The following is an 18,915-nucleotide window of genomic DNA, read 5'->3' on the forward strand; positions in this document are numbered from 1 at the left end:
ATGCTCTTGTGTCAGAGGGGTGTGACGGCCTCGGCCACCACGGACCGATAGATCGCCGGGCCATGGCGCCGCAGGGCCTCGGAACGCGCGTCCTCGGTGTCGTCGACCACACGGTTCCATGTATCGCGCACGTGGATCAGACCAGCGGCGATCGCGTCGGCATCGCCTGCAGCCACGAGCTGGGCCGTGGCATAACCGCCGGCCGCCTCACGGAGACCGCTGCTGTCGCTCGCGATCACCGGACGCAGCGCGAGGATCCCCTCTACGGCGGTGTTCCCGAAGGGTTCGTCGATGCGCGAGGGCACGACCAGTACGTCGGCGTCGGCCAGGAATGGCCAGACATCGGGTTCGAACCCCGCGAACTCCACGTCCACTCCCGCGCGTTCGGCCTGTTCGCGCAGCTGCTGCTCGTACCACTCGTATCCGTCGAAGACGGCGCCGAGCAGGGTGACGGAGACCTCGACGCCCTGCGTCCTGAGTGCCGATGCGGCGTCGACGATGAGGTCAGGGCCTTTGCGCGGTGAGAGTCGACCGATGTACAGCACGCGCAACGGTCCGTCGATCGCGGATCGCGGGGGACGCGGACTCTCGGGGGAGCCCACGCCGTTGTACGCCACGGTGGCGCGTCGGGCGAGAGCGGGAAGCGCGCGGTCGAGAGTCTCGAGGCTGAACCGACTGTTCACCAGCGTGCGCTGAGAAGCGAGATGCGGCAGGTACAGCAGGGCGTTCACGATTCGAGAGCCGGATGCCTCGGCCTCGTGCACATGGCTCACCGAGCGCGTACGGCGCAGACGCGCGATGATCGGCCACTGAGGGATGATGATGGTCGAGACGTAGACGGCATCGGGGCGGATGCTGCCGATGAGGCGCCACGCCGCTCCCAGACCTCGGAACATGTCGCGGAACAGCCGGGGGAGCCCCCGCGGTGTGAGCAGGACCTTGCGGAGCACCAGCATGGGGATGATGACGACCTCGGCGCCGGCTTCGCGGAGCGCGACGTCGAGCAGTCCCCGGCTGGGCAGGGCGACGACCACACGCGCCCCCGACTCGACGAAACCGATCACGCTCTCGAGGAGCATCCGATCGGAGCCGAACATCTCGGCACCCGGATGCGCGACCAGCACGGTCCTTCTCGGCGGGTTCACCACTCCTCCGCCTGGCGGCGCGCCCGTCGCGCGATGCGGTGCACGCTGTCTCCGGCGGCGAGCCGTCGGGCGAGGTCTTCATAGGCATCGGCGACGTCGTCCCACCGGAACGCCACGCGTGCACGCTCCTGGCCACGACGGCCGGATTCGCGTGCAGCCGCGGCATCTTCCTCCGCGGTCTCGAACGCGGTGGTGACGTCGGCCGGAGTCGAGAAGAACCACCCGTTCCCGTCGAGCACCTCGCGGTTGAACGGCACGTCGAAGGCGATGACTGCGGTGCCTGCGCCCATCGCGCGCAGCAACGAGGGGTTCGTGCCGCCGACCGAGTGGCCGTGATCGTAGGTGAGAGCGTGGAAGTACAGCGCGTCGAGCAGTTCCTGGTCGTACACGCCACCGACGAGGCGGATGCGCTCGTCTCCCGCCGCTGCGTGGTGGATCCGCTGCGTGTAGTCGCTGCTGTAGGGGGCGGATCCGACGACGACGAGCGGACGCGTCGCGCTGCTCCGGCGGTACCCCTCGACGATCTCGAGCACATGGTTCTCGGGCTCGAATCGCGCGACGACCAGGTGATAGCCCTCAGGCTTCAGACCGAGCTCCTCGATGCGACCGTCGGCGACGTCGTCGAGGATGGGCGCGCCGTAGCGGATCATCTCTGTCGGCACCTGGAACTGGTGCGAGTAGTAGTCGGCGATGCCCGGGGCGTCGGCGATGAGCGCGTCGCCCATCCGCACCCCGAACTGCTCCGCCCAGCGGTAGTACGCCTTGCCGCGTGGGCCCCATTTGGATCGACGCCATTCCAGACCGTCCATATGCAGCGCGGTCGGCACGCGACGCAGCCGCAGCAAGGGCAGGAATGGCGAGTTCGCCGCATTGAACACGAACGCCGCATCAGGACGGCGGCGCACCATCAGGTGCAGCGTCGAGAGTCCGGTGTGGCTCAGCGTCTCGACCTGCTTCACCGGCACGGCGGGCAGATGCACCACCCGCATGCCGAGGTGCTCGGTGGCGCGGCTCTCGGAGCCGCGTGTGTACACGACCACGTCGTGACCGCGCTCTGCGAGCCGCCTGCCCACCTCCTCGACTGCCGTCTCGAATCCGCCATAGGCTGCGGGCACCCCCCGTGTCCCCACCATCGCAATGGTGAGGGCGTTCCCCTTGTTCATACTTTTCAGTATGCCCCGCTGGGCTGCACCATGACCTTGGCTGTGCGCCACATGATCTGCAGGTCGTTCATGACCGACCAGTTCTCGACATAGCGCAGGTCGAGGCGAACGCTCTCGTCCCACGAGAGGTCACTGCGGCCGGAGACCTGCCACAGTCCGGTGATGCCCGGCTTGATGTACAGGCGGCGGAAGACGGTGCCGTCGTACGAGGTGACCTCCGAAGGCAGCGGAGGACGCGGGCCGACGACGCTCATGTCTCCGATGAGGACGTTCCAGAACTGCGGCAGCTCGTCGAGCGACAGCTTGCGCAGGATCCGACCGACGCGGGTCACGCGAGGGTCGTCCTTCATCTTGAACAGCAGTCCGGCGCCCTGGTTCTGCTCCTTGAGGACACTGAGCTGCTGCTCGGCGTCGGTCTTCATCGAGCGGAACTTCATGATCCTGAACGTCCGCCCGTCGCGCCCCACGCGCTCCTGAGAGAAGAACAGGGGACCCGGCGAGTCGAGCTTCACGAGCACGGCGAGCACGGGGGTGATCAGCGCGATCGGGATCAGCGCGACGGCAGCGACGAAGATGTCGAGTGCGCGCTTGAGCACGTGGACACCGCCCTCGTACGTCGGGATCTTCACCTGGATGAGCGGCAGCCCGTCGACCTGACGCAGCGAGACACGCGGTCCTGCGACGTCGGTCAGGCGACTGGAGAGCACGAGCTCCGCAGCGGTGCCCTCGAGCTGCCAGCTCAGGTGCTTGACGAATTCGGGGTCCCCCTCGGGGCGGCTCGCCACGATGATGGTGTCCGCCCCGAGTTCCACCGCCGCCCCAGCGACGGTGTTCAGGTTGCCCACGCTCGGGTAGGTGCTCTCCCCGAGCGTCAACGTGCCGGCTTCGCGATCGAACAGCGTCGTCCCCACGACGTTGTACCCGTTCTCTCCACCCTTCTGGAGAGAGTTGATCACGTACTCGACATCGTCTACCGCGCCGACGACCAGGGTCCTCGATGCGTACTCGCCGCGCAGACGGCGGTGCTGCAGCCAGCGACGCCAGCTCCACCGTCCGAACAGCAGTCCCAGCGTGCCCACCGGGAGAGCGATGAAGAACAGCGGCTGCAGTCCTTCCAGCTCCAGGAGAACGCCGAGGATCGCGATCGCGCCGAAGGCCAGGCCTGCGGCATGAGCGACACGGCGGTACTCGGTCGCACCGGATCCGAGGATCGTGCCCGCCCTGGTGCCCAGCGCGGACAGCGCGACGATCCACGCCAACGACAGCAGCAGACCGTTGCGCAGGGCCTCTTCCCCCATCACGCCGGTCAGCAGCTGCACTGCGGCGGTCGCTCCCACGGCGAGCAGGATGACGCTGGCATCCGTGACGCCCAGGCGTCGCCGGTAGCGTCGCTCCCACTGCCTGCGTCGCTCCAGCGTGGCCGACACGCGTGGCGTGACGACGGTCTGGATGACGGATCTCGTCGCCCGCGGCGCGGCGACCGGTGTGAAGACCGAACCCGTGCGCGTGATGCTCATCGCATCCTCGACGGAGGTCATACTCGTGCCTCGTGCGTCACGAATGTACGCAGAATTCCGCAGTGCAACATGTAATCCCCAGATTTTCCCCAGACCACGGACCCCACGTCCATGGTGATTGTCCGCATACCCGACCCCTCGGGTCCTGCTGCACTCGTGATCCCACATCACGGGTTGCACTCACCGTCCCACACGGTGGTTCTGGCAGCAGGAACTGCAGACATCGAACACTGTAGCGGAAGCGGGCGTCCAACGGAAGGTAATTCGCGCGAGTGGACGAACCAAGATTCCGGTACGCGTTTCAGCGGGTCGCGCGACGCCGATATTCTGACCGCGTGACCACCCCCTCCGAGCCGCGTTTCCGGCTGCAGCGCATGCTGCCCCGTGATCCTGCGCAGCCGCATCGCACCGCCAGCACGCTCGAGCTGTTCTTCGATCTCGTCTTCGTCGTCGCCGTCAGCATCGCCTCGGCCGAGCTGCACCACGCCCTCAGCCACGGCGACTTCGTGCACGGCATCACGTCGTACGCGATGGTCTTCTTCGCGGTGTGGTGGGCATGGATGAACTTCACCTGGTTCGCCACGTCGTTCGACACCGACGACTGGCTCTATCGGGTCATGACGATCGTGCAGATGGGTGGTGTGCTCGTCTTCGCAGCGGGAATCCCTGCGGCGTTCGAGCGCGGCGACTTCACCCTCTCCGTGCTCGGCTACATCGTGATGCGCATCGCGATGGTCGCGCAGTGGCTGCGTGCCTCTCGCGGCGCGGGCGAGCTCCGCGCGGCGACGAGACGCTACGCGGCCGGCATCGCGGCCGTGCAGGTGCTCTGGGTGCTCTTCCTCCTGATCCCGGCGGGACCGCTCCAGCTGATCGCCTTCGTGGTGTTCGCCCTGATCGAGGTCAGCGTGCCCGTGTTCGCCGAGTACCGCAGGCAGACGCCGTGGCATCCGCATCACATCACCGAGCGCTATGGGCTGTTCACGCTGATCGTGCTCGGCGAGAGCCTGCTGGCCTCGGCGAATGCCATCATCGACGCCAGCCATGAGCTGGAATCGCTGGTGCCCCTCATCTCCATCTCCGTGCTGACGCTGGTCGTCACGGCGTCGCTGTGGTGGATCTACTTCTGGGCGCCGCATCACCGCGCCATCACCAGCTTCGGCAGTTCGCTCCGGTACGGATACACGCACTATGTCGTGTTCGGCGCCGCTGCGGCGTTCTCCGCGGGGATCGAGGTCGAGCTCGACGTCCTCACCGGCGAGAGCCACCTGTCGAACGTCGCGGCGTCCTTCACCGTCACGATCCCGATCGCCGTGTTCCTGCTCGGCATCTGGGTCGTCGCCATCCGTGCCAACGCCGACCGCCTGGTCAACACCGTGGTCCCGCTCGGCGCGCTGGTCGTGCTCCTCGATCCGATCCTGCCGATCCCGGTGGCGATCACCGCGCTGGTACTCGTCGCGATCGTCGCGGTGCTCGTGCTGCATCCACCCGTCGACAAGAGGCCATAGCTTTCACATAGACGGCGCATGGTCTCCTGATCGCCTCCTCCGTGACCCTGGGTACATCGACATCGACATCGACATCGACATCGACATCGACATCGACATCGACATCGACATCGATATCCCGAACTCATCGAGAGGAGCACGATCATGAGCCGCATCCCCGAACCCGTCCAGACCCCTGAGGGCCCCACCTATGAAGGGCGCCTGCTCGACCGGGCGGATGAGGAGGTCGTCGATCAGGGCGCAGCCTTCGACATCCGCACCCTCGTGACCCGTCGCGGAGCGCTTGGTCTCGCAGGTCTCGGCGTCGGAGCATTCGTCCTCGCCGCCTGTGCCCCCATCGCGACCGGCACATCGAGCACCAGCGGCAGCGGCCCGACGGCGAGCAGCGACGCAGGCACACCGACCGGCACCGTGACCGCGGCGGGCGAGATCCCCGACGAGACCGCCGGCCCCTATCCGGGCGACGGGTCCAACGGCCCGGACGTGCTCGAGGAGTCGGGCATCGTGCGTCAGGACATCACGACCTCGATCGACGGCTCGGCCACCGCCGACGGCATCCCCCTCACCTTCGACTTCCAGGTGCTCGACCTGGCGAACGGCGGAGTGCCGTTCGCGGGCGTGGCCGTCTACGCGTGGCACTGCACCGCCCAGGGGGAGTACTCGATGTACTCCTCCGGCCTCGAGGACGTCACCTACCTGCGCGGTGTGCAGGTCGCGGACGCCCACGGGAAGGTGTCCTTCGCATCGATCTTCCCCGGGTGCTACTCCGGCCGGTGGCCGCACATCCATTTCGAGGTCTATCCGGATGTCGATTCGATCAGCGACTCGACCTCCGCGATCGCGACCTCGCAGCTGGCGCTGCCGGAAGACGCCTGCAGTGCCGTCTACGCGGACTCGCGCTACGACGGCTCCTCGCGGAACCTGTCGCAGACGAGCCTCGCCGGCGACAACGTCTTCGGCGACGACTCCGCCGCCCTCCAGCTGCCCACCCTCACAGGGGACGTGACCCGCGGGTACGCGGCGACGCTGACCGTCGGGGTCGACACCGACACGGCGCCCTCCGCGGGATCCGCGCCGTCGGGCGGCGATGGCGGAACGGGCGGCAGAGGCCCGGGCGGGGGCACGCCGCCGGCCGGCTGACCGCGCTGCTCGTCGCTCGCGGTCGTGGTGTCGACATCCGGCTCCGAGGATCGAGACGTCGCAGCCGGAGGTCGACTCTGCTATGATTGATGAGCTTCGTGTGTTCTGGCCGCCCTCTCGGCCACCGCGCAGCCACTGATCAGGGCCATCACGGACCACGCGCATCGATGCGCTCGGCATCCGCCCACGATCTCACATCTTGCGGGTCGCGACATCGCGCGCCCGCCGCACAGCAATGAGTACCAGCATGACCATGACCACTTTTCCGCCCTCCGATCCTTTGACCTGGAAACAGGCCGACACCGACGTGCACGTCGCGACCCGCGCCGGGGAGTTCGCCGGCTTCGTCGAGTTCGACGGCACCGCCTACCTCGCTCGCGACAACCGCGGCATCGACCTCGGCTCGTTCGCCTCACTCGGCGATGCGCGCGACGCTCTCGAAGAACAGATCCCCGTCGAAAGCCGCCCGTGGAGCTTCACCGTCTCGCTTCCTCGCGCGCTGCGGCGCCGTCCGCGCCGCGCCCGCGCCTGACCCCGGAACGGGTGAAGCTGACCGGTTCCCCTCCGGGTTCTGTGAATATTCCGGGGATGCCGACGTATTCCCCAAGGCGCATGCGGTGCGGGCTAGCCTGAGGTAAGCGTTGGGCGATCTGCCTTGGGCTTTCACAGCCCAAGGGCTCCAATCGACAGGAGAGCAACATCTCCATTTCGCAGGTCGAAAAGACCGCAGGCCAGCTCGGACCCGTACGTCAGACGTACTCCGGCAACGCAGAGTTCCCCCCGATGGCACAGGCCTACAAGCAGGTGTCGCAGGTCGTCAAGGAAACCGGACTGCTGAGACGCGCAGGCTGGTTCTACATCTTCGTCGGAACCGCCCTCGCCATCGCCCTCGGCGGCGTGGTGACGGGTTTCATCCTCCTCGGTGACAGCTGGCTCCAGCTCCTGATGGCCGGCGCGCTCGGCATCATCCTCACGCAGGTCGCCTTCCTCGCTCACGAGGCGGCGCACCGGCAGATCCTCTCCTCGGGCCCGGCGAACTTCCGTCTCGCCCGCATCCTCGCCGCCGGAGTCGTCGGCATCAGCTACTCCTGGTGGGACTCGAAGCACACCAAGCACCACGGCAACCCGAACCAGGTGGGCAAGGACCCCGACATCGAGGTCGACACGGTCTCGTTCCTCGAGACCGATGCCGCGAAGTCCCGTGGTCTGGTCCGTCTGATCACCCGCAAGCAGGGGTGGCTGTTCTTCCCGCTGCTCACTCTCGAGGGGCTCAACCTTCACTACCTGGGCGTCAAGCACCTGGTCACGAGCAAGAAGGCCAAGGGCCGCTGGATCGAGCTGGGCCTCATCGCCCTCCGCTTCGCGATCGTGCTCGTCCCCGTGTTCCTGATGCTCCCGCTCGGCATGGCGTTCGCCTTCATGGGCGTGCAGCTCGCCGTCTTCGGCGTGTACATGGGCGCATCGTTCGCGCCGAACCACAAGGGCATGCCGATCATCGACCCGAGCGCCCGCCTCGACTTCTTCTCGAAGCAGGTGCGCACCTCCCGCAACATCCGCGGCGGATGGTGGGCGACCTGGCTCATGGGCGGCCTGAACTACCAGGTCGAGCACCACCTCTTCCCCAACATGCCGCGTCCGCACCTGTCGAAGGCTCGCGAGATCGTTCGCGACTACTGCGCCGCGAACGACGTGCCGTACACGGAGACGAGCCTCGGCCGGTCCTACGCGATCGTCATCCAGTACCTGAACCGCGTCGGCCTCGCCGCCGGTGCGGACCCGTTCGACTGCCCCGCAGTCGCGCAGTTCGGTCGCGCCTGATCACCACGTCCGCACGGCGGTCGGATCGAAGGGCCCCATCCTCCGGGATGGGGCCTTTCGCGTATACGGCGTCTAGAGCAGGCCGAGTTCCAGGGCGAGGGTCACGGCGCGCGTGCGATCCGAGACCTCGAGCTTCTCGAAGACATGCAGCAGATGCGTCTTCACGGTCGCCTCGCCGATGAGCAGTTCGCGGGCGATCTCGGGGTTGCTCCGGCCGGCCGCGACGAGGCGCAGCACCTCGCGCTCCCGGGGGCTCAGCGGCGGCCTGCTCGGGCGATCGCTGCGCATGCGCGACACGAGAGTCGTGGCGATGCGGGGCGCGAGGACGGTGTGCCCCTCGGCGACCGCGCGGATGCCGGCGAGGATCTCCTCGTGCGGTGCGGCCTTGAGCAGGTAGCCGCTGGCACCCGCCTCGATCGCGCCGATGATGTCGTCGTCGCTCTCGTAGGTGGTCAGCACGAGCACGCGCGCGGTCGGCTGCGCGGCCGCGAGGCGCGCGGTGGCCTCGATGCCGGATCCAGCCGGCATGCGCAGATCCATGAGCACGACATCGGGATGCAGTCGCGCCGCGAGCTCGACAGCCTCGGGCCCGCTCGCCGCCTGTCCGACCACCTCGAGGGAGGGGTCGAGGTCGATGAGCCCCACGATCCCGGAGCGCACGATGGGATGGTCGTCGGCGACGATGACACGGATCATGCGGTCTCCTCGTTCGGAAGCAGGGGGATGCGGACGGCGAGGCGGGTGCCCGCGGCGCCCCCGGTGTCGTCGCGTGCGTCCTGCACGGTGAGCGTGCCGCCGACGAGGGCGACCCGGTCGCGCATGCCGGCGAGTCCGAATCCTCGGTCGTCGTCGATGGTCACCCCGCCCAGGCCGCGGCCGTCGTCGCGGACGGTGAGCTCGGCGGCGTCTCCGACGATCAGAGTCACGCGCGCGGAAGCCGCCCCGGAGTGCTTGCGCACGTTGGCGAGGCCCTCCTGGGCGCAGCGGAGCAGAACGACCTCGATCTCCCGCGCCAGCACGGCATCCGACACCGCGACGTCGACCTGCACCCCGGTCTCACGGGTGAAGCGGTCGCCCAGACGCTGGAGGGCATCGCCCAGAGAATCGGCGGACGGGGCGGGGGAGGACACCGCGACGAGCGTCCTCGCCTCCAGCAACGCCTCGCGTGCCGCGCCCTCGATCAGCTCGAGCGCAGCGGGCGAGCCGTCGACGCGGGCGCGCTCGGCGAGCATCACGATGCTCGTCAGGCTCTGCGCGATCGTGTCGTGCACGTCGCGTGCGAGGCGGGCACGCTCCTCGAGCGCCCCGGCCTCCCGACTGGCGGTCTCGAGGCCCGCCTGTGCGGCGGTGAGCTCGGTCAGCAGGGTCTGCCGCTGCACGCCCCACTGCGCGATGCGAGTGATCCACAGACCCAGTGCCAGGCTGAAAGCGGCGGAGAGGGCGGTGGTCATGACACCGGCGATCACGGCATCCGCATCGAAGTCGCCGGCGTACGCGTAGGCGAGGGCGAGGACCATGCCGTTGCCGATGGTGACGAGCACGGCCTGGGTGGTCGAGCGCGACGTCATCCAGATGAGCGGCAGCACGAGCGTCTGCAGCAGGAGCATGCTCGGCTCGAGCGCGGTACCCACGGCCAGCGCGGCGACCAGCCCGATCTGCAGGAGCGCGGAGGCCAGAGGGGAGGGATCGTCGACTCCCTCGTGGATGCCGACATAGGGGCGAGCGCCGAGCGCGTAGAGCAGGTAGACCGCGAGGGCGACGCCGATCAGCATCCAACGGGATCCCGCGAAGCTCTCGCCGTCGGCGAAGATGAGAGCGACGACCGCGATGAGCAGCGCGGTGGCGGCGAGATCCCATCCGAGGCGCTCGCGGCGGATGGTGAGGCTCATGTCCTCCACTCTCCCACCCCTGCGAATGCGCGGATCTCCGGCGCCGTCGTGCGCGTCATCCGTTTCGTCGGATCCAGCGGAACGTGGCGCGGCTCAGAATCACCCCGGCGACGAGCCACAGCGCGAGCGCGATCGCCACGAGTCCGAGCTCCCAGCTGCCGTTCGGCTCCGCCGCCCCGAAGGACTCCGGCAGGATCGCCGCGCGCATGCCCTGCGCGATCCATTTGAGCGGGAACACCGACGCCACGTTCTGCAGCCACTCCGGCAGCGTGGTGAAGGCGATGTAGACGCCCGAGATGAACTGCAGCAGGAGCACGACCGGAATGACGACGGCCGATGCCGTCTTGCCGGATCGGGGGACGGACGAGAGGGCGATCCCCAGAAGCGCGCACGCGAGGAGGCCGAGCACGAAGACCCACGCGAAGCGTCCCCACGACTCGGCATCGGCGGGCAGCTGCACCCCGTAGAGCACCACCGCGACGGTCAGGAGCAGCGCGATCTGCAGGATCGCGGTCACGAAGACCTCGCCGATCTTGCCGATGAAGTACGTGGCGGGAGAGATCGGCGTGCTGCCGAGGCGCTTGAGCGTGCCGTCGCTCTTCTCGACGGCGATCTCGATCGACAGCCCCTGCACGCCGGAGAGGAAGATGCCGCCGGCGACCAGCCCTGGCAGGTAATAGGTGGCCATGCTGACGCTGTCGGGGCCCTGCCCCACGTCACCGGTGAAGATGGTGGCGAAGATCAGGTACATCACCGTCGGGAAGAGGAAGGTGAAGAACACCTGGTCGCCGGCCCGGAAGTACTGGCGCAGCTCGAAGCCGATGCGCCGGATGCCGAGCCGCACCGTGCGGGCGGCGGTGAATCCCGGGGATGCGGTGACGGCGGTCATGCGGGCTCCTCTGCGGTGGCGGATGCAGTCGTGAGGGGAAGGGATGCGGCTGCGGCATCGTGCCGGCGGATGAGATCGAGGTAGATGTCCTCGAGCGTCGGTCGGACGATCTCGAGGGCATCGGGCTCGCCGTGCGTGCGCTGAAGCTCGGCGACCAGAGCCCCGGGCGACGACGTGCGCTCCTCGCGGCGTGCGCCGGTCGAGTCGATCCAGCGGACCATCGGGGTGCGGGCGTCCTCGCCGCCGATCTCGTCGATGGCTCCTATCGCCGCGATGCGTCCGCCCACGATGACGGCGGCGCGGTCGCCGAGCTGCGCCGCTTCGTCGAGGTAGTGCGTGGTGAGCAGGATGCTGGTGCCCTCGGCCTTGAGCGTTCGGATGAGTCCCCAGAACTGCCGTCGCGCCTCGGGGTCGAACCCGGTGGTCGGTTCGTCGAGGAACAGCAGCTCGGGGTGTCCGATGATCCCCAGCGCCACGTCGAGACGTCGCTGTTGCCCACCGGAGAGTCGGCTCGCGCGCGTACGCTGCTTCTGCTCGAGCCCGACAGCCGCGATCACCTCGTCGACCTCGCGGGGAGCGGGGTAGTAGCCCGCGAACTCGGTGAGCAGCTCACGGACGGTGAAAGACCCCGCCTCGCCCGTGGACTGCAGAACGATGCCGAGGCGCGCCTTCCAGTCCAGCCCTCCCCGCTGCGGATCCACGCCGAGCACCCGCACCTCGCCGGAGGTGCGGTGCCGATATCCCTCGAGGATCTCGATGGTCGTCGACTTGCCCGCGCCGTTGGGTCCGAGCAGCGCGAACGTCTCACCGCGGCGGATGTCGAAGCTGATGCCGTCGACGGCGGCGTGGCCGCCGTACTCCTTGCGGAGGTCGCGGACCTCGATCACGCTGTCTGTCATGACTCCAGCGTGGCCTTCGGCGCCGCCGAGCGGTAGCCGTGGAGCGGCGGAGCCCGGCATCCACCGATCGGAGGATGTCGGGATCACGACGCGGGGCGCACGCGGATCATCCGCATGCGCCCCGAAGGTGTCGGTGGAGCGGGCTCAGCGAGCCGTGTCGTCGGACTCGACGACCTCGATCGTGATCTTCCCGTCGATGGTCTCGGCCTCGTCGTCGAGGTACTCGTCGTCGAGAGCCTCGTCGCCGCGGAACTCCGAGACGGGCGCGTCGTCGATCTCGACGTCACCGTCGTCGATCAGCTCCGCCTCGAGGGCCTCGTCGTCGGCCTCCTGAGCCGTGCCCGAACCGGCACCGGCACCGCTCGTCGCGGCGGTCGAGGATGCCGCGGTCTTGCCGGCCTCGTCGCTGAAGATGCCGTCGGGGCGGATCAGCTCGCGCACCTCGGCCATGAAGCTGGCGAGCTGCTGCTGCTGCCAGCGCAGCTGACGCGCATGGTCCTCGGCGTCGCGCAGCACCGAGGAGGTGTGGCTCGTGACGGAGTCGACGATCTTCTGCGACTTCACCCTGGCGCGGTCGAGCGTGTCGCGCGCCCGCACCTGCGCGTCGGCTTCGATCGTCTGCGCCTGTGCGCGCATCAGACGCTCGTAGTCGTCGGCCTTGCCGGAGATGCGCTGCGCGTGCTCCAGTGATGCCGCGACCTGCTCGTTCGCGTCGGTGGTGATGCGCTCGGCGTGGGCGACGGCCTGGTTGTGCAGCACCAGGAACTCCTGCTGCGCGTCGTCCTGGCGGCGGGTGAGCGTCTCCTCGAACTCCAGCACGCGGGCGTTCATCTCCCGCACCTCGCGCTCGGCATCCGCACGCAGTTGCGTGGTCTCGCGGGTGACGAGCGCGCGCAGAGCCGCGGCGCCCTTCTCCGCCTCGGTGCGGATCGCGGTGGCCTCCTGCGTCGCCTGGTGCACCTTCTCGGCGGCGTGCGCCGCCTCGCGCTCGATCGTCGCCTCGTGGGCGGTGTACTCGGTGTCGATCTTGAGGCGCACCTGATCGGCGTCGTGCTGGGCCTGCGCGATGATGCGCTCGACGTCGGCGTCGGCATCCGCGCGCTGAGTGGTGACCTCTTCGCGGGCGGCGGCCATGAGGCGGTCGGCCTGCACGGCTGCGTTCTGGATGAGCACGTTGGCCTGCTCCTCGGCGACCCGCAGAATGGCTTCGAACTGCTCGCGAGAGGGCGCCTCCTGCCCATCGGCACGCGGGGTGTCGACGAGCTCGTTGGTCAGCGTCGCGACCTGCTGTTCGGTCTCGGCGGCCTTGGCCTTCGCGGTGAGGAGCTCGGCCTCCAGATCCTCGCGCGCGATCCGCTCCTGCTCGCGGAGCGACTCGACGTCGTCTTCGTGCCGTGCCTCGGCGGCGGCGAGATCGGCCTTCGCCTGCTGCAGCTGGTTGCGCAGGGTGCTGAGCGCGGAGTCGACCTCGGCCTTGTCGTAGCCGCGGAACGAGGCGGTGAACCCGGACTGCTCACGAGGATTGTCTTCGATCAGCTTGTCGAAGAAGTCGGGAGTCCGGTTGTTGTCGGGGGATTCACTCATTGATCAGCCTTTCCGGCGCAGGTCACAGGCACGGGATCTGTGATGAGAAGAGGTGCCGTCGCAGTCCGACTGCAGCACAGCGCAAAGCGCCGTCGGCAGTACCACAGCCTAGTTGCGACGGCTGTGAGATGCACAGGGCATCCGCGTCCGGCGACTCACGCGCTCCCGTCGGACCCCGCCCATGATCCGTCGTCTCCTCGTCGGTGCGACAGAGGGGGGCCGGGATGCGCCTCGATCCCTCTGGCTCGCGCCGCCGACGCCGTACGGGTGCGCAGGTCGGCCCAGGCCTCGGCGGTGTTGGGTCGTCCGAGGTGCTCTCGGAACCCCTCGACCTGCATCCTCGTCCCCTGCACCTCGGCGACGAGGCGGATGACCGCGTCGTCGGGCTCGACGAAGCGGATGCCGTAGCGGCCCCCGTCGAGCATCGCGAAGCGTCGCGGCTGCTGCACGACGAGGCCGTCGACGATCTCACGCACCGTGGTCTCGGGTGCGTGCAGGACGACGGTGGTGGCGAGCTCGTCGAGGATCGGCGCGAGCTGCGCATCGGCGAGTCTGCGCTGGGCCTTGCGTCCGGCGGCTCCCGCGGCCCCCCGCACCCATCGCGGCAGCAGCATCGCGAGCACGATGAGTGCGACGATCACGGCGACGAAGATGAGCGGATTGTCCACGAGACAACCCTAGGGGCGCCCGTCGACAGTCCTTGGAGGAATTTAGCTACAGTGCTATGTTCGCATCATGAGGATCATCCGACAGGTCCGCGCGCAGCTGCGTCGTCGGCTCCTGATCAGCTATCGCGTCGACCCGGCGGCAGCCGCGGCGCTGCTCCCGAAGGGGTTCCGCCCGCAGCTCGTCGACGGCTCCGCGGTCGCCGGCGTCTGCGTCCTCGGTCTCGAGGACATCCGCCCGCGGGTGGTCCGTCGTCGGATCGGACTTCGTTCGGAGAACGCCGCGCACCGGATCGCCGTCGAATGGGACGGGCCGGACGGAGTCGAGACCGGTGTGTTCATCTTCGAGCGCCACAGCTCGGCGTGGCATCCCGTGCTCTTCGGCGGACGCCTGTTCCCCGGAGTGCATCGCAGGGCGCGATTCCGGATCGCGGAATCGGAGGATCGCTTCGCCGTCACGATGGCGGCGGGCGCGCACAGCGTCGATGCCGACGTCGAGGTCACAGGGGAGTGGTCGAGCACGCTCTTCCCGACGATCGAGGACGCATCGGCGTTCTACCGCTCCGGCCGGGTGGGCTGGTCCCTGGCGCGCGACGGGCAGAGCGTCGAACCCGTCGCGCTCGCGGCCGACGGGTGGAAGGTCGAGACGGCGCGACTGCATCGCCTCCGGTCGTCGTTCTTCGATGCGCTGCCCGACGGCGCGGCCGTGTTCGACAGCGTCGTCGTGATGCGCGACCTTCCGCTCCTGCTGTCGGACGCCCGTGTCGACCGCACCGAGCCGATCGCCGTAGGAGTCGGCCGCGGGGGAATCAGCCCAGCAGGAGCATGATGCCGATGAGTACCGGCAGGCAGCCGAGCGTGGTGAGGAAGACGGTGTCGCGGGAGATCGTCTCGCCGATGTCATACCGCTGCGAGTAGTTGAAGACGTTCTGCGCGGTCGGCAGCGCTGCGAGGATCACCACGATCAGCACCTCGGGCGAGGAGAGCCCGAAGACGAACTCCGCCACGACCCAGGCGATCAGCGGCATCGCGAGCAGCTTCAGCGCGGTCGCGACGATGATGTCGCGTCGATGGCCCGGGGCGCCCAGCACGCGCTGACCGTGCAGGGAGATGCCGTAGCTGATGAGCAGAACGGGCACTGCGGCATCGGCGATCAGCTGAGCGGGCTGCATCACGATCGGCGGGACCGTGATGTCGAGCACCGAGACGAGCGTGCCGAGGATCGAGCCGATGATGATCGGGTTCGTCGCCGTGCGCACGAGCGTCTTGCGCAGCGAGACCCGGTCGCTCGTCACCGCATCGAGGATCGTCAGCGAGATGGGGGTGAACACCAGCAGCTGCATCAGCACGACCGGCGCGGGGTACGCGGCACTGCCCAGCAGGTAGAGCGACAGCGGGATGCCGATGTTGTTCGAGTTCACCTGGCCCGCGGACAGGGCGCCGATCAGCGTCTCGCCGACAGGACGCTTCCACCACAGCCGTGCGACGAGCGTGTAGATCGCGATGATCGTGACCGCGGCGATCGCCGACACCGGCAGCAGCGAGGAGAAGAGCATCTTCGCGTCCGCGTGCGCGAGCACCGTGAAGAGCAGGAAGGGCGACAGTACGAAGAAGATCAGCCGGCCGAGCACATGTCGCGCGTGCGGCCCCAGAAGGTCGATGCGCCCGAGCAGCCAGCCCAGGGCGATCGCGACTCCCACGACGGCGAATCCGGTGAGCGTCTCGATCATCCTCCGAGCGTAACCGTGGCGCGATCGCGTCGTCGCCACGACGGCGTTCCCGGCGCATACCAGTCACTGCCACCCCGCGTCAACGGACGGCCGAAAGTGGGTGTCCGCCGGCGGTCCGTCCTACGCTGATATCACGACGAGCCGCCTATGGCGCTCTGCGTCGGTCGAACCAGACGGTGCCCTCGATCTCTCTCGGTCTCGAGCGCCCATCGGGGGGTGGGTGCGCGTGCGGACCTTCTCATCGACTGCTCCGGTCCTCCCCGTTCGGGCGCGGGAGGACCGGAACCAATCTCCTGCGCGTGCGACCGGCTACTTGAGGCGGAGCATCTGCTGCACGGCGCGTACGCCGGCGTTCGCACTGCGGGCCCGCATCGCCGATTCGAGCTCCTCGAGCGACTCCTTCGTGTCGACTCTGGGCTCGCCGAGGTACAGGTCGCGGAAGACCAGGTACCAGAAGTCACTCAGCATCAGCCGGTAGAGGTCGTTGAGCGCACGGTCTGTCAGGAACTCGAACAGTTCGACGTGCGTCTCGATCCAGCCCTCTCCGGACTCGACGGACTCGATCGCGTCGTGGATCAGCTCGCAGGCGATCACGAGATCCTGCTCGGAGAGCGCGAGCGCGGCTTCGCGGATGATCTCGCCACCCTGAGATGCGGCGAACTCGCGAGTGATCCGCGAGCGCTCGTCGGTGATGTCGGTGACCATCGAGTAGCGGTTCGCGTGCACCTCCATGAGTCCTGCACGCGCGAGTCGCTGGACGGCCTCGCGGACGGGGGTGCGCGTCACGCCGAGGTCCTCGGCGATCGCCTTGTCGCTCAGCTTCGCGCCCGGTGCATACGTGCCGTCGGCGATCGAGGTCGCGAGTCGGCGGAAGAGCTCCTCGGCGCCGAGGTTGTGCTGCGCCCCAGGCACAACAGGTGATTCAGGTCCCATACCGGAATACTACGTGCCGAAACCCTCGTGGTTGCTGAGGAATCTCCGGGTCCCGCCGAGTTTTCCCGCAACGCTCATCCCGCTGCCGCGGTGCGCTCCGCTTCCGAATTCGGAGTCCAGCCGTACCAGCCGTCGTCGGCGGAGATGACGCTCCATTCGCCGCAGGCGAAGACCCTCTCGGCCTTGTACGGATCAGGCGCGTCGTCGAGAACCCAGGCGGGTGCCGAAGAGCGCTCCACCTCGACGCATTCGCCGGGCAGAGACGACGAACTGGTGAGAAGGATCACGGCATCGGATGCGGCGTCGACGGTGGACGTGCGTGCGGTGATCGCGGTGGAATCGGCGGGCGCCCAGCTCGCATCGAGCTCGGTGCCGTCGCGGAACGCCCCGACGTCGTCGAACGTCGAGGTGGACTGCTTGTGGAGGATGCTGTCGACGGCGGAGCATCCGGTCAGCGACACCAGGCCCACGGCGACGAGAGCGGGGACGAAGAGAGCGGTTCGTATGTGCATCTCCTCAGCATCGCCACCCGACGAGGGCCCGGCATCGGGCGACGGAGGTATTGGCATCCGTCTGCAGGAGGATCCGAGCCGGTGCGGGTGGGCGAAGGTACGCTGAGAATATGAGCGATCCTGAGCGGGCCACCTCCCGCCCCCTGTGGGCGAGCGTGGCCGACGGCTTCTACGTCGGCAGCCAGGACGGGACCTTTCTCGGATACGTCGACCGGCAGCACGACGGGGCATGGCGGGCATTCGACGCGGCGTCGCGCGCCGTCGGCGACTTCTCCGATCACCACCGGGCCATGGCCGCGGTGACGCAGATCGGCGCGGTCTCGGTCTCTGCCGGCGAGCTCGAGACCCCGGGAGCGATCCGCTGATGGCACCGCACAGCTCTCTCGTCTCGCTCGTGTACAGCAGCACCGCGACCCGCCCCTTCGACGACGACGAGCTGGCTGGCCTTCTCGCAGTGAGCCGCGCGAGGAACGCCGAGCGGAACATCACCGGGATGCTGCTCTACCGCGAGCGTGAGTTCATCCAGATCCTCGAAGGCACGCGCGCCGACGTCGAGTCGCTCATGGCGGACATCGCGGGGGACCGGCGCCACAGCGACGTCCGCGTGCTCCTCGAAGAGCCGCTGCACGAGCGGCGTTTCGAGAAGTGGACCATGGGGTACCGACCGCTGGTCGCTGCCCAGCCCGAGATGCTCGACGGCTACCGCGACTCTTTCGACGACCTCCGCATGGGTGACCACGACATGATCGGTCGGGCCCTGATGGAGCTCACCATGTGGTTCCGCGTCCGCGAGGCGGCGCCGGGGCGGACGGCTGTGCGGACGCCATAGGTCCGCGCGTCGGCGTCCGCATTCAGGCGCAGGACTCGTACGGCGGCTTCTCGAGGGTCGTCGCCGTCACTGCCCAGATGATGTCGCTGCCCGCCGTGTAGGTGAGGAAGACGGAGCCGACGCCGGCTTCCGACTCGATCGCGAGATATCGGCGGTCGCCGACGCTCTCGATCTCTGTGGCGTCGGGATAGGCGGCCAGCGCCTCGTCCACCCGCGAACCGACACCGATCCCCTCGGCCGTCAGCGGGCCGACGGCCGGCCCGCCTTCGAGATCGGCGGGCGACGCGGACACCTGTACGAGATCGACCACTGCCGGATCCTGCTCCGGCAGCTCGGGGCTCTGCAGCGTCAGTGTGTATCCGTCGGCTTCGACCGTGGCAAGCCACGGGCAGACTTCTGCGGGGGTCGCACCCGCTGTCGCGACCGCCTCGTCGTAGGGAGTGCCCAGCTCGACGTCGCCGATGCCCGACGGGCCGGCGCCCGCGGTCGGGGACGCGCTGGGAGATGCGCTCGGCGTGGGATCGGCGGGTGCCGTCACCGTCTGCGTGACGGTCGGCGTCGGCGAGACGGGGGCCGAGCATCCCGCCAGAAGAGCAGCTGTCACGGCCATCCCGAACAGTGGTGTGAGGATGCGTGCACTGCGAGCCCGAGGTCGTGTCGTGTCGATATCCATCCTTCGACGCTATCGGCGGGGACG

Annotated in this window: 20 protein-coding genes; 7 read left to right on the forward strand and 13 right to left on the reverse strand. The window is 68.4% G+C overall.

Annotated features, from left to right (window positions below):
* Positions 1-11 precede the first annotated feature (11 nt).
* From DXT68_RS02735 to DXT68_RS02745, 3 genes are read right to left on the reverse strand one after another with little or no spacing between them, the layout of a single operon-like run.
* Positions 12-1,124, reverse strand: a complete 1,113-nt coding sequence (locus DXT68_RS02735) for a glycosyltransferase (RefSeq protein ID WP_244268211.1) — start codon at positions 1,122-1,124, stop codon at positions 12-14.
* Positions 1,125-1,141: 17 nt separating this feature from the next.
* A complete protein-coding gene (locus DXT68_RS02740) occupies positions 1,142-2,308 on the reverse strand; it encodes a DUF1972 domain-containing protein (RefSeq protein WP_045254896.1) in 1,167 nt (388 codons plus the stop codon).
* Between the two features lie 5 nt (positions 2,309-2,313).
* Positions 2,314-3,846, reverse strand: coding sequence for a sugar transferase (locus DXT68_RS02745; protein WP_045254895.1), 1,533 nt, complete (start codon positions 3,844-3,846; stop codon positions 2,314-2,316).
* 353 nt (positions 3,847-4,199) lie between these two features.
* Here DXT68_RS02745 and DXT68_RS02750 point away from each other — a divergent pair, with 353 nt between their 5' ends.
* The 4 genes from DXT68_RS02750 to DXT68_RS02765 all read left to right on the forward strand — a co-directional run bounded on the left by DXT68_RS02750 (position 4,200) and on the right by DXT68_RS02765 (position 8,288).
* Complete coding sequence (locus DXT68_RS02750) at positions 4,200-5,330, forward strand: low temperature requirement protein A (protein WP_045254992.1); 1,131 nt, start codon at positions 4,200-4,202, stop codon at positions 5,328-5,330.
* Between the two features lie 144 nt (positions 5,331-5,474).
* Complete coding sequence (locus DXT68_RS02755) at positions 5,475-6,470, forward strand: intradiol ring-cleavage dioxygenase (RefSeq protein ID WP_045254894.1); 996 nt, start codon at positions 5,475-5,477, stop codon at positions 6,468-6,470.
* A 247-nt stretch (positions 6,471-6,717) separates the two neighbouring features.
* The gene (locus DXT68_RS02760; RefSeq protein ID WP_156149304.1) at positions 6,718-7,002 is read left to right on the forward strand and encodes a hypothetical protein; all 285 of its coding nucleotides are present in this window, start codon (positions 6,718-6,720) and stop codon (positions 7,000-7,002) included.
* Between the two features lie 167 nt (positions 7,003-7,169).
* Positions 7,170-8,288: a fatty acid desaturase family protein gene (locus tag DXT68_RS02765; protein ID WP_045254892.1), complete on the forward strand. Its 1,119-nt coding sequence runs from the start codon at positions 7,170-7,172 to the stop codon at positions 8,286-8,288.
* A 72-nt stretch (positions 8,289-8,360) separates the two neighbouring features.
* On the opposite strand, the gene DXT68_RS02770 is transcribed toward DXT68_RS02765, so the two are convergent.
* The 6 genes from DXT68_RS02770 to DXT68_RS02795 form a co-directional block, all read right to left on the reverse strand.
* Positions 8,361-8,984, reverse strand: a complete 624-nt coding sequence (locus DXT68_RS02770; protein ID WP_045254891.1) for a response regulator — start codon at positions 8,982-8,984, stop codon at positions 8,361-8,363.
* On the reverse strand, positions 8,981-10,177 hold the full coding sequence (locus DXT68_RS02775; protein WP_052677796.1) for a sensor histidine kinase: 1,197 nt from the start codon (positions 10,175-10,177) through the stop codon (positions 8,981-8,983). Before DXT68_RS02775 ends, DXT68_RS02770 begins: the two co-directional genes overlap by 4 nt.
* A gap of 55 nt (positions 10,178-10,232) precedes the next feature.
* Positions 10,233-11,066, reverse strand: a complete 834-nt coding sequence (locus DXT68_RS02780; RefSeq protein ID WP_045254890.1) for an ABC transporter permease — start codon at positions 11,064-11,066, stop codon at positions 10,233-10,235.
* The gene (locus DXT68_RS02785; RefSeq protein WP_045254889.1) at positions 11,063-11,965 is read right to left on the reverse strand and encodes an ABC transporter ATP-binding protein; all 903 of its coding nucleotides are present in this window, start codon (positions 11,963-11,965) and stop codon (positions 11,063-11,065) included. The genes DXT68_RS02780 and DXT68_RS02785 overlap by 4 nt, the downstream gene beginning before the upstream one ends.
* A 144-nt stretch (positions 11,966-12,109) precedes the next feature.
* On the reverse strand, positions 12,110-13,549 hold the full coding sequence (locus DXT68_RS02790) for a coiled-coil domain-containing protein (RefSeq protein WP_045254888.1): 1,440 nt from the start codon (positions 13,547-13,549) through the stop codon (positions 12,110-12,112).
* A 155-nt stretch (positions 13,550-13,704) separates the two neighbouring features.
* On the reverse strand, positions 13,705-14,217 hold the full coding sequence (locus tag DXT68_RS02795; RefSeq protein WP_052677795.1) for a hypothetical protein: 513 nt from the start codon (positions 14,215-14,217) through the stop codon (positions 13,705-13,707).
* A 67-nt stretch (positions 14,218-14,284) separates the two neighbouring features.
* Between DXT68_RS02795 and DXT68_RS02800 the strand changes: the two genes are divergently transcribed.
* Positions 14,285-15,043 carry a DUF2071 domain-containing protein gene (locus tag DXT68_RS02800; protein WP_045254887.1) on the forward strand — a complete coding sequence of 253 codons (759 nt, stop codon included), beginning with the start codon at positions 14,285-14,287 and terminating at the stop codon, positions 15,041-15,043.
* Here DXT68_RS02800 and DXT68_RS02805 read toward each other — a convergent pair.
* The 3 genes from DXT68_RS02805 to DXT68_RS02815 all read right to left on the reverse strand — a co-directional run bounded on the left by DXT68_RS02805 (position 15,024) and on the right by DXT68_RS02815 (position 17,389).
* Positions 15,024-15,944, reverse strand: coding sequence for an AEC family transporter (locus DXT68_RS02805; RefSeq protein WP_045254886.1), 921 nt, complete (start codon positions 15,942-15,944; stop codon positions 15,024-15,026). The genes DXT68_RS02800 and DXT68_RS02805 overlap by 20 nt on opposite strands.
* A 309-nt stretch (positions 15,945-16,253) precedes the next feature.
* Positions 16,254-16,877: a GntR family transcriptional regulator gene (locus tag DXT68_RS02810; protein ID WP_082068989.1), complete on the reverse strand. Its 624-nt coding sequence runs from the start codon at positions 16,875-16,877 to the stop codon at positions 16,254-16,256.
* 74 nt (positions 16,878-16,951) lie between these two features.
* Entirely contained in the window at positions 16,952-17,389 is a 438-nt protein-coding gene (locus tag DXT68_RS02815) for a hypothetical protein (protein ID WP_045254885.1), read from the reverse strand.
* Between the two features lie 110 nt (positions 17,390-17,499).
* Between DXT68_RS02815 and DXT68_RS02820 the strand changes: the two genes are divergently transcribed.
* Entirely contained in the window at positions 17,500-17,754 is a 255-nt protein-coding gene (locus DXT68_RS02820) for a hypothetical protein (RefSeq protein ID WP_045254884.1), read from the forward strand.
* Positions 17,754-18,218, forward strand: coding sequence for a BLUF domain-containing protein (locus tag DXT68_RS02825; protein WP_045254883.1), 465 nt, complete (start codon positions 17,754-17,756; stop codon positions 18,216-18,218). The genes DXT68_RS02820 and DXT68_RS02825 overlap by 1 nt, the downstream gene beginning before the upstream one ends.
* Before the next feature lie 22 nt (positions 18,219-18,240).
* On the opposite strand, the gene DXT68_RS02830 is transcribed toward DXT68_RS02825, so the two are convergent.
* On the reverse strand, positions 18,241-18,891 hold the full coding sequence (locus tag DXT68_RS02830) for a hypothetical protein (RefSeq protein ID WP_045254882.1): 651 nt from the start codon (positions 18,889-18,891) through the stop codon (positions 18,241-18,243).
* Between the last annotated feature and the right edge of the window lie 24 nt (positions 18,892-18,915).

It is taken from the genome of Microbacterium foliorum (assembly GCF_003367705.1).
In the GTDB taxonomy this organism is placed as follows: Bacteria; Actinomycetota; Actinomycetes; order Actinomycetales; family Microbacteriaceae; genus Microbacterium; species Microbacterium foliorum.